Source organism: Nonomuraea sp. NPDC048916 (assembly GCF_040649575.1).
Classification (GTDB): Bacteria; Actinomycetota; Actinomycetes; order Streptosporangiales; family Streptosporangiaceae; genus Nonomuraea.
The window spans coordinates 118057-130094 of sequence record NZ_JBEZFS010000006.1 but is presented as its reverse complement, the minus strand read 5'-3'; the positions used below and the strand labels follow the sequence as shown (position 1 = coordinate 130094).

Sequence of the window (12038 nt, the reverse complement as noted above, 5' to 3'; positions counted from 1 at the left end):
ACCAGGCACGTCACGCGTTGAAATAGTCCTTGGCCAGGCGGCGCACACGGGTCTCGTCGACCGTGTGGCCGAGACCCGGCTGGGTGAGCGGGACCGCTATGACACCCGCGTTGGCCCCCACGATGGGGCTGACGATCTGGTTGTTGCGCGGCGGCTGGGTGACGTCGCAGGGCAGGGTGCAGCCCGGCAGGCTGGCGACCGCGACCGTCGCCGCCCTGGCCAGGCCCGCGCCCTGGCCGCCCGAGCACTGGATGTCCCAGCCGGCCGCGGCGGCGCGGTCATGGGCGCGGCGGGCCTCGCTGATCGACGGGAAGGCGGTGGGGCGCAGCAGCAGCACCCTGGCCGCCCGCAACGTCAGGTAGTCGTCGAGGTCGGAGGTGGCGCAGACCTCCACGGCCACGGACGCGGCCACCTCGTCCTGCAGCGAGGCGTGCGCGTAGACGTCGGTCACCGGGAAGGGCCGTTCGATGACCTCCAGGCCGTAGGAGTCGAGCGCCACCAACTGGCCGCGGTCGGTGTAGGCGCCGCCGCAGTCGACGGCGAGGGTCAGCGCGGGGTAGGCGGCGCGGACGGCGCGGACGGGCTCGATGTCCCAGCCGGGCCGGATGTCGAGCGTGACGTGGCCGTAGCCGGCGCAGACCTGCTGGTTGACGCGGGTCACCAGGCTCTCGGTGGAGGCGTCGGGGGTGAGCCGGACGGTGGCCATCAGCGAGGTGCGGGTGCCGCCGATCGCATCGGCGAGCGGCATGCCGCGCATCCTGGTCCACAGGTCCCAGCAGGCCATGTCGACGGCGGAGTCGCCGCTGGGCACGCTGTCGGGGTGCTCCCAGTCGACGCCGATGAGCAGCGCGGCGAGCGACTCCTCCAGCCTGGACCAGGCTTTGGGCGCCGGGCTCACGGTCTCGCCCCAGCCGGTCATGCCGCCATGGTCGGTGAGCTTCACGATCAGGCTCTCCGTGCGCCTGCCGTACGGCAGAACGGCGCGGAACACCTCCAGCTCCCGCACACGCGGCATGTGCCCCCCTCATCTGGCGCGGTCCCCTCCAGTGTGCCTGCCCGCGGGGACTGGGCAAAACGCGGGATCTAGGGCATCCGGGCCTGGAGCCCGTCGAGGATGAGGTCGAGGCCGTACTCGAAGCGGGCCTCGCCGCCCTCGCCGGTCAGCGCGTCGACGTGCGCGGTGATGTGCGGGAACCGGTCGGGCGGCAGCGAACGGTAGTAGGCGTCGATCTGCCGGACGAAGTCACGGATGTACGCCTCGGTGTCGGACTGTCCGGCGGCGCGCATCCTCGCGTAGTGGAGGGAGGCCTCGTAGGCGTCGCCGGAGATGTAGAGGCTGAGCCGGTCGACGGCGAGCGAGGCCGCGCGGGGCGCCATGCCGGCCTCGATGAGCAGCCCGAAGACGTATTCTCCCAGGCGCACGGCGTTGGGCCCGGTGGGGACGTTGGCCAGCGCCGCCCGGGCCACGTCGGCGTGGCGGGTCAGCACCCGGTGCATCTCGCGGGCGTATTCGCGCAGTTGGTCCTTCCAGCGTGACGGGTCGCGCTCGGGCAGCCGGATCTCGCCCAGCACCATGTCGTAGATCAGCTCCAGCAACTCTTCCTTGTTGGCCACGTGCGCGTAGAGCGAGGCGGGGCCGGTGTCGAGCTCCTGGGCGACTCTCCGCATGCTCAGCCCGTCGAGCCCGTCGGCGTCGAGGATGCGCAGCCCGGTCTCGACGATGAGGTCCTGGCTCAGTTGCGGCTTGAGCGGCGCTGTCTTGCGCGCCTTTCGCCACGGCGGGGACGGCACGCCCGTGTTGCTTCCCATGCGAACAATGTACTTGACACGAACAGCGTTCGTCACTAGAACGGTGGTTGCGAACGAACAGCGTTCGTATATAAGAACAGTGTTTTGACAAGGAGTCCCCCCATGACGACCACCGCCTCCACGGCGACCGTCCAGCCCTACCAATGGCGCTGGATCGCGCTGGCCGTGATCCTGGCCGCCGAGGTCATGGACCTGCTCGACGCGCTCGTCACCATCATCGCGGCGCCCACCATCCAGCGGGAGCTCGGCGGCTCCGCGAGCCTGGTGCAGTGGCTGGGCGCCGGCTACACCCTCGCCATGGCCGTCGGCCTGATCACCGGCGGCCGGCTCGGCGATCTGTACGGCCGCAGGCGGATGTTCGTGCTCGGGGCGTTCGGCTTCACCGCGACGTCACTGCTGTGCGGGCTGGCCGTGAGCCCCGAGATGCTGATCGGCGGCCGGGTGCTCCAGGGCCTGTTCGGAGCCGTGATGATCCCGCAGGGGCTCGGCCTGATCAAGGAGATGTTCCCGCCGGAGGAGATCGGCAAGGCGTTCGGCCTGTTCGGCCCGACCATAGCGATCTCCTCGGTGGGCGGGCCGATCCTGGCCGGCTGGCTGGTCGACGCCGACCTGTTCGGCACCGGCTGGCGCATGATCTTCCTGATCAACCTGCCGCTCGGGCTGCTGGCCGCGCTGGCCGGGATACGGTTCCTGCCGGAGTTCAGGGTGGCGGACGCCACCAGGCTGGACCTGGTCGGCGTGCTCCTGGTCTCGGTGGCCGGGTTCCTGCTGATCTACCCGCTCATCCAGGGCCGCGAGCTGGACTGGCCGGCCTGGACGTTCGGGGCGATGACCGGCTCGATCGTGATGTTCGCGGTGTTCGCCGCCTACGAGTCGCGCCGCGCCAGGGCCGGCAAGGACCCGCTGGTGACGCCCGCCCTGTTCCGCAAGCGCGCGTTCACCGGCGGCCTCGTGGCCGGGCTGGCGTTCTTCGCCGGGCTGATCGGCCTCAGCCTGGTCTTCACCCTCTACACGCAGCTGGGCCTGGGCTACAGCCCGCTCAAGGCCGGGCTCACCAGCCTGCCGCAGGCGCTCGGCGCGATGGCCGGCTTCGGGCTGGCCATGTCGGGCCTGCAGGAACGGCTCGGCCGCGGCCTGCTGCAGCTCGGCACCGTCGTCATGGCCGGCGGCGCCGGCGTGCTGGGCCTGACCATCCACCTGGCCGGGCTCGACGTCGGCCCCTGGCAGCTCGCCCCGGGCCTGGCCCTGGTCGGCATCGGGATGGGCATGGTGGCGGCGCCGTTCTTCGACATCGTGCTGACCGCGGTGGAGCCGCGGGAGTCGGGCTCGGCCTCGGGCACCCTGACCGCGGTCCAGCAGCTCGGCGGCGCGCTCGGCACCGCCGTGCTGGGGACGATCTTCTTCAACCTGCTGAAGAGCGAGTGGAGCTTCGGCGCGGCCATGCAGGTGACCATCGCGGTCGAGATCGGGCTGCTGGCACTCACCCTGGCCCTGTCGTTCCTGCTTCCCCGCCGGGCCCGCCCGGAAGCGGGGCACTGAGCGCGCCCTGACGCTCGGCCCAGCGCGCGATCGAGCGCCGCTCGATCGCGGCAGCCATCAGATCGGGGAAGGCGTCGGGTGTGCACGCGAACGCGGGCACACCCATCGCGGCGAGCGCGGCGGCGTTCTCGTGGTCGTAGAACGGCGCCCCCTCGTCCGAGAGCGCCAGCAGCACGATCACCTGCACGCCGGCCTGCGTCATCGCGGCCACCCGGCGCAGCATCTCCTGCCGGACGCCGCCCTCGTAGAGGTCGCTGATCAGGATGAAGATCGACTCGGTGGGCCGGGTGATGAGCCCCTGGCTGTAGGCGATGGCCCGGTTGATGTCGGTGCCGCCGCCCAGCTGGGTGCCGAACAGCAGCTCCACCGGGTCGTGCAGCTGGTCGGTGAGGTCGACCACGGCCGTGTCGAACACCACCAGCGACGTCCGGAGCGAGCGCATCGAGGCCAGCACCGCGCCGAACACGCTCGAATAGACCACCGACGCGGCCATCGACCCGCTCTGGTCGATGCAGAGCACCACCTCGCGCTGCACCGCCCGCTGCCTGCGGGCGTAGCCGACGAGCCGCGACGGCACGACGGTGTTCTTCTCCGGCAGGTAGTTCTTCAGGTTGGCCCTGATCGTCCGGTCCCAGTCGATGTCGGCCACGCGCCTGGGCCGGTGGGTCCTGGCGCTGCGGTCGAGCGCGCCGGTGACGGCCGCCCTGGTCTTCTGGGCGAGCCGGCGTTCGAGCTGCCGCACGACCGCGGCCACGACGGCCCGGGCCGACTCGCGGGCCTGGTCGGGCATCACCCGGTTGAGCGCCAGCAGCGTGCCGACCAGGTGCACGTCGGGCTCGACGGCTTCGAGCATCTCGGGTTCGAGCAGCAGCCTGGCCAGGTTGAGCCGCTCGATCGCGTCCTTCTGCATGACCTGGACGACGGTGGACGGGAAGTAGGTCCTGATGTCGCCCAGCCAGCGCGCCACGTGCGGCGCCGACGCGCCCAGCCCGCCCTCCCTGCCCCCCGGCCGGCCGCCCTGACCTCCGTAGAGGGCGGCCAGCGCGCCGTCCATCGCGGCGTCGCCGGCCCCCAGCGCGCAGCCCGTGCCGTCGGCCTCGCCGCCGCCCAGCACCAGCCGCCACCTGCGCAACCGCTCATCCATCCGCTCTCCCCAGGATCGCCAGCACGGTGCTCGCCGCGGCCGCCGCGCGCCGCTCGTCCAGATCGGGCTCGTCCGCCTCCGCCCGCCGCCCCGCCGACCGGACGCGCTCCCCCACAGCCCTTCTCTCGGGTACGGAGAAGCCGCCGAACGTACGCCGCAGCAGGGGCAGCACCTCGACGAACTGCTCGCCGCCGAGCCCGGTCAGCCAGCCGTCGACCAGGCTCAGCAGCCGCGGGTCGTGCACCAGCAGCAGCCCGCCGCCCGACAGGAACCCCTCGATCCACGCGGCCGCCCTGGCCGGGGCGTGACCGCGGGACATCGCCCTCGACATCCGGTCGCCCGCGTCGCCGAGCTCACCGGCGTCGAGCAGGATCCGGGTCAGCCTGCCCTCGATGAGCCCATGCAGGTCGGGCCGGTCGCTCATGCCGCGCAGCGTGGCCAGCCACCGCCGCCTCGGCGACACCCGGCCCGGCCCGGCGACGCCGGCCCCGTCGCCCGCTCCGGCCCCGGCCCCGGCCGCCGCGCCGTCGGGCCCCGGCTCGGACGGCCGGTCGTCCGGCGCCCGGCCCGACACGGGACGCTGGGGCTCCGGCGGCCCGCCGGGCGACTCGTCGAGCAGGGCGACGGCCGCGTGGACGCCGTCGACGTGGCCGAGCAGATCGGCCGCCGCGCCGTCGTCGAGGCCGGTGACCGCGACGGGCAGCCCGACGCACACCCGGTCGAGCATCGAGTGCACGATCACCGCGAGCCCTTCGGCCGGGGTGCCGCGCACGTCGCCGTAGCGGTGGGCGCGGACCATCGCGGGCAGCGCCGCCATCAGGCGGGTGACGTCGGTGTCGAGCGCCGCCTTGGCCGACAGGGCCGCCAGCACCGCGGGCAGCGCCTCCGGGAGCTCGGCCAGCAGGCACCGCTCCACCAGGCCGGTCAGGTCGGCCAGCGTGACCGGCTCGCCGGCGGCCAGGTCGCGGGCGCGCTGCGCGGCGGCCCCGGCGACCGTGACGCCGAGCGCGGCGGACTCGATGAGCGCCAGGTCGTACTCGGGCCGCCAGCGCAGGGTCCACGTCTCCTTGAAGGTGCCCTTGCCGCGCGACTCCCCCAGCGTGCCCCACTCGACGCCGAGCAGCCGCAGCCGGTGCAGCAGATGGCTGCGGTCGAGGTCGAGCGGCTTGCGCAGGTCGAGGGTCAGCTCGCGGTCGAGCGCCTCGGGCTTGAGCCGGAGCCGCCGCTGCAGGTCTCGCAGGTCGCGCTGGAGCGGCACCATGGGCGTGCCGTCGCCGACGTGGCCGAGCTTGTCGCCGACGACGAGGTGGCGCTGGATCAGCTCGACCGCCAGGTCGTCGCCCTCGCACAGCACCGCCCGGGCCGCCTCGGTGACCTCGCCCAGCCCGGCCAGCGGGCGGCCGCGGAGCGTCGCGAGGCCGTGCGCGAGGCGTACCGACTCGATGACGTGCGCCGGCGAGACGGCCAGCCCCTCGTCGCGCAGGACCGCCGCCGCCCGCGTCAGCCAGCGCTCGACCGGCCGGTCCGGCACGCTGAACAGGTGGTCGTACCAGCCGGGCGAGCCGACGCCCGCGCCGTAGCCGCTCCACCAGGCCAGCCGCCCGTGCGTCCACGGCACCCAGGTCAGCTCGGGCCTGACCTTGGGCAGCCCGCGCAGCACCGCGTCGTCGGCCTTCGCCGGGGGGAACGGCTCGACCAGGGCGGGCACGTGCCAGGCGCCGCAGATCACCGCGATCCGCTCGAAGCCCGCCTTGACGGCGGCGCGCAGCGTCTTGCGCATGTACGCCTCGCGCCGGGCCTCCCGCTCGTCGGGCTCGTATCCTTCGCGGACGGCGGCCATGGCCTCGGCGATCACCTCGAACGGGGTGTCGCCCCGGTGTTCGACGACGTCCTCCCACCATCGCTCGGGGTCGTCGTGGCCGGCCGCGCGGGCGAGCGCCCCGATGGGGTCGACGCGCAGCCCGGCGGCCTCGGCGGGCGCGTCAGGCGCGTCGGGGCCCGGGCCGGGGCCGGGGTCTCCTGCCAGGGTGTGGGCCGCGGGCAGGTCGCAGAAGCGCACCGGGATCCCGTGCGCGGTGCCGTACAGGATGGCCTGCCATTCCGGCGAGAAACCGGCGAACGGCCAGAAGGCGGCGCCGCCCGGCATGCCGGGGACGTGCGCCAGCAACGCCACCGGCGGCTCCAGCTCCGGCGCCAGCGCGACGAGCGCGTCGGCCTCCGGCGGACCCTCGATCAGGATCGCGTCGGGCCGGAGCCGCCGGAGCTCGTCGCGCACGGCCCGGGCCGATCCGGGACCGTGGTGGCGTACGCCGAGGACCGAGACCGTCACGACACTTCTCGGCAGGCCCGGTAGAAGTCGCGCCAGTCGGAGCGCTCACGCACGACGGTCTCCAGGTATTCGCGCCAGACCACCCGGTCCGACACCGGCTCCTGCACCACCGCGCCGACGATCCCGGCCGCCACGTCGGACGGCCGCAGCACGCCGTCGCCGAAGTGCGCGGCGAGCGCGATGCCGCTGGTCAGCACGGAGATCGCCTCAGCCGTGGACAGGGTGCCGCTGGGCGACTTGACCTTGGTGCGGCCGTCCTCGGTGACCCCGGCGCGCAGCTCTCGGAAGACGGTCACCACGCGGCGGATCTCGGCCAGGCCGGTGCTGGTCTCGGGCAGCTCCAGCGAGCGGCCGAGCTGGGTGACGCGGCGCGAGACGATGTCCACCTCCTCCTCGGCCGTGGCGGGGACGGGCAGGACGACCGTGTTGAAGCGGCGGCGCAGCGCGCTGGACAGGTCGTTGACGCCTCGGTCGCGGTCGTTGGCGGTGGCGATCACGTTGAAGCCGCGCTCGGCCTGGACCTCCCGGTTGAGCTCGGGGATCGGCAGCGTCTTCTCCGACAGCACGGTGATCAGGGCGTCCTGCACGTCGGACGGCATCCGGGTGAGCTCCTCGACGCGGGCGATGCGGCCCTCGGCCATCGCCCGCATCACCGGCGACGGGGTCAGCGCCTCGATCGACGGGCCCTCGGCCAGCAGCCTCGCGTAGTTCCAGCCGTAGCGGATGGCCTCCTCGGCGGTGCCGGCCGTGCCCTGCACGAGCAGGGTGGAGTCGCCGCTGATCGCGGCGGCCAGGTGCTCCGACAGCCAGGTCTTGGCCGTGCCGGGCACGCCGAGCAGCAGCAGCGCCCGGTCGGTGGCCAGGGTGGCGACGGCCACCTCGACGATGCGGCGGGAGCCCACGTACTTCGGCGTGATCCGGTCGCCGTCGCCCAGGAGGTAGGTGGTCACCGCCCACGGCGACAGCTTCCAGCCGGGCGGTCTCGGCCGGTCGTCGTCCTTGGCGAGGAGGGACAGCTCCTCGGGGTACTGGTCTTCCGCGTGCGGGCGCAGGACGGTCATGAGGCCTCCTTCGCCGGCCCCGGGGCCGTGGTGCCGGTCTTCAACGTTCCCTCGCTCACGTGAGCTCCTTGATCATGTCTGCGCGGAACCGCAACAGGGCGGCCACCTCCTGGATGGGCGGCTCCGGCGAGTAGCGCTCGGCCAGGCCGGCCAGGCCGGGGTCGATGCGCTCGCCCGCCAGCTTGACCAGCTCGCCGAGGTTCCACGGCTGGGTGCCGGCCACCTTGAGGATCTTGCTCAGCACGGCCGTGGCCAGCCCTTCGCGCCAGTACGGGGACACCCCGCCCAGCACCATGATCAACTGGCTGTCCAGGTCGTGCTTCGTCACGAACTCGGCGGCGAGCCGCTGCTGCTCCTCGGGGCCGAGCGCCTCGAGCAGGTCCGCGATCGGGTCCCAGGCGAACATCGCCCGCGCCCACTCCGGGTCGCGCTGCAGCACCGCGGCCCGCACCCAGCCGGCCTTCACCTCGGAGTCCCACTCGGGGATCCTCATCGTGAGGAGCCTGCCGGGCGGATGTCCCCAGATGTCCAGCGGCGCGCGGGCGATGACCTGCTGCAGCCACCAGGCGCGCTCGCCGGTGCCCCGTGGCGGCTTGGCCCGGACGCCGTCGCGCTCCATCGCCTTGTCACAGGCCGCGGGCGCCTCGACGGTGATCGTGCCGCCCGTGATGGTGACGCAGTCGCGGGCGCGGGCGGCCATCCGCCGGGCCAGGCCCGAGCCGGGCAGGCGGGCGAGCAGGTTGGCGGCCTGCTGGCGCACCTCGCGCCGGCGGTCGTCGAGGGCGTGCTCCAGGAACGGCTCGTCGTCCATCGACAGCCCGGCGGCCAGCACGCCGACGAACTCCGCCCGGTCCTCCGGCGTCTCCTGCTCCCAGGTGCCCTCCAGCAGGTCTCTGGCGGCCTTCGGGTCGGACGTCCGGAGCCGGCGCAGGTGAGCGCGGCGGTCGGCGGTGCTGCCCAGCTCCCAGGTCTCGCCGGTCGGCTCCTCCAGCAGGTAGGCCCAGGCCGGATTGCGCCCGGCCAGCCATCTGCCGCGCTGTCCGGCCAGCACGCCCAGGTGCGCCCGGATCGACCGGTCACGCCTGCCCCTGTCGAGCAGCTCGGGCAGGACGAACGCCGGCACCCGCCGCCCGCCCCGCGCCGCCGCGGCCAGCCATTCGGGCAGCAGTCTCTCGTGGCCACCGGCCATGATCGTCGCCAGCCGCTCGGCCGCCGGCCTCGCGACGGCCTCCTGCTCCTCCTCGGGCGCCCGCCCGCCGTTCTCGGGCGCGTCCCCGGGATGTACGTCCCCGTCCCCGCCGTCCTCGGGCCCGGTGACCGGGCGGCGACCGGCGCGGCGCCGCGCGACCTCCACGGCCGCGTCCTCCAGCAGGTTTCCCCGGTGCGGCCTGCGGTCGGTGCCGACGAGGGCCGTGGAGGTCAGGTCGTCCCAGCTCACAGGATCACCGCCAGTCCTTCGTCGTCCCAGGTGGTCAGGGCGCGGAGGCCGTGCGGAGTCCACTCGGCCGCGACGGTGACCGGATGGCCGCCGGAGACGGCGAGCAGCCGCCACAGGTCGTGGTCTCTCGGGTGCAGCGGGAAGCCGCCGAGCGTGGTGCGCCCGGGGATCACTCCTGCCAGCACGACGGGCCAGGTCGTGGTCCACGGGTCGGCCGCCAGAGCCGCCGCGACCTCGTCCATCGCCTCGTCGGGCGTCCGTCCCGGCGGGACTCCGTCGCCGAGCGCGGCCTGAGGGCCGTGGCGGGCGGCGACCAGGGCGCGCAAGGGGGCGGCTCCGGGGTAGAAGGCGAGGTCGGCGTCGATCGTGGTGCCCGTGAGCAGGGAGGCGTCGAGGGGCTGGCCCTGCGGCGCGAAGGACAGCACCAGGGCGGGCCGGCCCGTGCGGCGGCCGCGTAGCCACACGCGGCGGGCCGTGAGGCGGTCCTGCTCCTCGTCGCGTCTGCCCAGCACGTCCCAGCGGTCGCGCACCACGGGACCGGCCAGCACCTCCTCGCGGGTGACCGGAAAGCCGACGCGGGTCAGCACGGTCGTCGCCAGGGCCTCCGGCAGGTCCGCCCGGCGCCGGTAGGCCACGGCCAGCAGGTTGATCAGGGTGTATTCCTCCAGCAGCCGGCCCGGCCAGTCGTCCTCCGCGCGCACCCGGGCCAGTCTCGACACGGTGCTCGCCACGCCGGGCGCCTGGGCGTCGACCAGGCGCTTGGCCAGCTCGTCCCAGTCACGCTCGCCGGCTCCGGCCAACCCCTGGCGCACCTGGTCGGCCAGCCATCGCTCCAGCTCCGCCAGCCCGGCGGCCACGCGCGCCCGCCGCCCGGAATCCGCGCCGGCCGCTCGCGTCCCGGCTCCGCCCCCGGCGGCGACTCCATCGGCGGCGACCACTCCGGTGGAATCACCCCCGGAGCCGTCCCCCGCCACGAAACCGTCCCCGGCCACGGGCCCGATACCGGCCACGGCACTGGGCGCGGCACGGGCGGCCTCGGCCCGCGCGGCCGCCTTGGCGGCGCGTTCGGCACGCTGGGCGAGCCACTCGGCCGCCCACTCCGGCGGCTCGGCGTCGGGCACGCCCCCGGCCGACCACAGGAGCAGCAGCCCGAGCGCGTGCTTGCACGGGAACTTCCTGCTGGGGCAGCTGCACCGGAAGGCGGGCTCGGTCAGGTCGACGCAGGCGAGATAGGGCTTGGCACCGCTGCCCTCGCACTCGCCGAACACCACGTCGCCCGTCGCACCGCACACCGGCCACTTGCCCGGCCCGGCCACGCGCTGAGCCGCCTTCTGTGACGGCGCGTCGGGGGCGAGAGCGAGCACCTGATCACGGCTCCACCGATTGAACACTCGCCGCACACTAGCCAGTCCGACCGACAATTCCCCCGCGAGGTCAGCGCCGGCCGGCTCGAACCCCTGCTCACCTCTCCAGGCCGCCTGGACGTGCCGGTTCACATCGAGCCGGTCCCCTCACCGATCGCCTCCGAACGGCCCTCGATTTACCTCACCGTCCACGCCAAGTCCGCCACCTGCGCCAATCTGTCGTCGGCCTCGCTGGTCCGCAGGCCGACAGCGCGTCGCCTTCCAGGTGATCAGCAGCCCCTGGGAGCACTCGACCGTGACCTCGAGACCCCATGAACTCCTCGACTACGAGGAGGCGGACCTTTGAGACCGGTTCCTACGCTCGCGCCAGCGCCCCACGAGAAGCCACCCGTACAGATCCAGCTTTCCCCGGAGGCGCGCCGTCCCTCGCAGCGAGCGGGCCAGCCTGGCGATGAGCCCGGCACGACCCACACGCTCGGCGGCAGCCCGCGCCTGACCAGAAGAGTTCGCAGCCGGCTGAGCCGGAGTCCATTTTGTCCGTCGCCTTCGGCATCATGCCCTTCATGGGCCTGGACATTTTCGTGGGCAACCTCGCCGACCTGGATGACGACGAGGAGGCCATCGAGCATTTCGGAGAAGAGTTCGCCGTGGTTGCCCGAGCGTTACGGGCCGCGGGGTTCGGGGACTGGCGGCAACCTGAGGCCGATCTCAGCGAGCCCGTCGAATTCCAGTCGTGGGGGTACGGCGGACTGCACTACCTCCGTCGCCTGGCCGTCCATCTGACCGCTTCAGGCATGCTGCCACCGCCGGGTGACGACCGAGCCGCCAAAGACCCGCTGCTGGCCGAGGCGTACCGGCGCAATCCGGCCCACGCGATCGACATCGAGAAGACGGCGACCATCGGATCCGCCGACGAGGGACGCACCGGCTTCGACCACCTCGTCCAGCACAGCGACGCCGAAGGCTACTACGTGCCCGTCGACTTTCAGCCCGTACTCATTGACGAGCGAATCACCGGCACCTATCTCGGCTCGTCCCATCGGCTGCTGGACGAATGCCTACGGCTCGCGCGGGTGCTGGAGCTTCCCGACGACCTGGACCCTGAGTCGGACGAAGTCTGGGAGATCGCCGGGGGAGGAATCACGGACTCCGGACGCCGCTGGCATCGCTACGGTATCGAGGCATTCGTCTGCCTCCGCCTCATCGCTGCCGCCCGCGCATCGATCAGGATGGGCGCTGCCATCATCTTCACTTGAGATCCCTTCACCCACGCAGGTCCTCCAACCCGTTGCGTCGGTGACCGGCCCCGCCTTCCGCGAGGTGAAGCCGACCGTGCCCCGCCCCAGAACATCCC

At 73.4% G+C, this 12038-nt stretch carries 9 protein-coding genes; 2 read left to right on the top strand and 7 right to left on the bottom strand.

Annotated elements, in window-relative coordinates; genetic code table 11:
* Nucleotides 1-10: 10 nt before the first annotated feature.
* Together AB0C16_RS07900 and AB0C16_RS07895 are read right to left on the bottom strand one after the other, a co-directional pair.
* Nucleotides 11-1015, bottom strand: coding sequence for an enolase C-terminal domain-like protein (locus AB0C16_RS07900; RefSeq protein ID WP_357680132.1), 1005 nt, complete (start codon nt 1013-1015; stop codon nt 11-13).
* A gap of 68 nt (nt 1016-1083) precedes the next feature.
* Nucleotides 1084-1809, bottom strand: a complete 726-nt coding sequence (locus AB0C16_RS07895) for a TetR/AcrR family transcriptional regulator (protein ID WP_357680130.1) — start codon at nt 1807-1809, stop codon at nt 1084-1086.
* A 102-nt stretch (nt 1810-1911) separates the two neighbouring features.
* On the opposite strand from AB0C16_RS07895, the gene AB0C16_RS07890 reads away from it, so the two are divergent.
* A complete protein-coding gene (locus AB0C16_RS07890) occupies nt 1912-3348 on the top strand; it encodes an MFS transporter (protein ID WP_357680128.1) in 1437 nt (478 codons plus the stop codon).
* Here the strand turns inward: AB0C16_RS07890 and AB0C16_RS07885 are convergent.
* From AB0C16_RS07885 to AB0C16_RS07865, 5 genes are read right to left on the bottom strand one after another with little or no spacing between them, the layout of a single operon-like run.
* Nucleotides 3290-4492 carry a VWA domain-containing protein gene (locus tag AB0C16_RS07885; RefSeq protein WP_357680127.1) on the bottom strand — a complete coding sequence of 401 codons (1203 nt, stop codon included), beginning with the start codon at nt 4490-4492 and terminating at the stop codon, nt 3290-3292. The two genes, AB0C16_RS07890 and AB0C16_RS07885, sit on opposite strands and share 59 nt — an antisense overlap.
* Nucleotides 4485-6821 carry a DUF5682 family protein gene (locus tag AB0C16_RS07880; RefSeq protein WP_357680125.1) on the bottom strand — a complete coding sequence of 779 codons (2337 nt, stop codon included), beginning with the start codon at nt 6819-6821 and terminating at the stop codon, nt 4485-4487. The genes AB0C16_RS07885 and AB0C16_RS07880 overlap by 8 nt, the downstream gene beginning before the upstream one ends.
* Entirely contained in the window at nt 6818-7882 is a 1065-nt protein-coding gene (locus tag AB0C16_RS07875; RefSeq protein ID WP_357680123.1) for an AAA family ATPase, read from the bottom strand. The genes AB0C16_RS07880 and AB0C16_RS07875 overlap by 4 nt, the downstream gene beginning before the upstream one ends.
* Nucleotides 7883-7937: 55 nt before the next feature.
* A complete protein-coding gene (locus tag AB0C16_RS07870) occupies nt 7938-9320 on the bottom strand; it encodes a DUF5691 domain-containing protein (RefSeq protein ID WP_357680121.1) in 1383 nt (460 codons plus the stop codon).
* Nucleotides 9317-10711 (bottom strand): SWIM zinc finger family protein, encoded by a 1395-nt coding sequence (locus tag AB0C16_RS07865; RefSeq protein ID WP_357680119.1) that lies wholly within the window; start codon nt 10709-10711, stop codon nt 9317-9319. Before AB0C16_RS07865 ends, AB0C16_RS07870 begins: the two co-directional genes overlap by 4 nt.
* Nucleotides 10712-11217: 506 nt before the next feature.
* Here AB0C16_RS07865 and AB0C16_RS07860 point away from each other — a divergent pair.
* Nucleotides 11218-11940: a hypothetical protein gene (locus AB0C16_RS07860; protein WP_357680117.1), complete on the top strand. Its 723-nt coding sequence runs from the start codon at nt 11218-11220 to the stop codon at nt 11938-11940.
* The last annotated feature ends 98 nt before the right edge of the window (nt 11941-12038 follow it).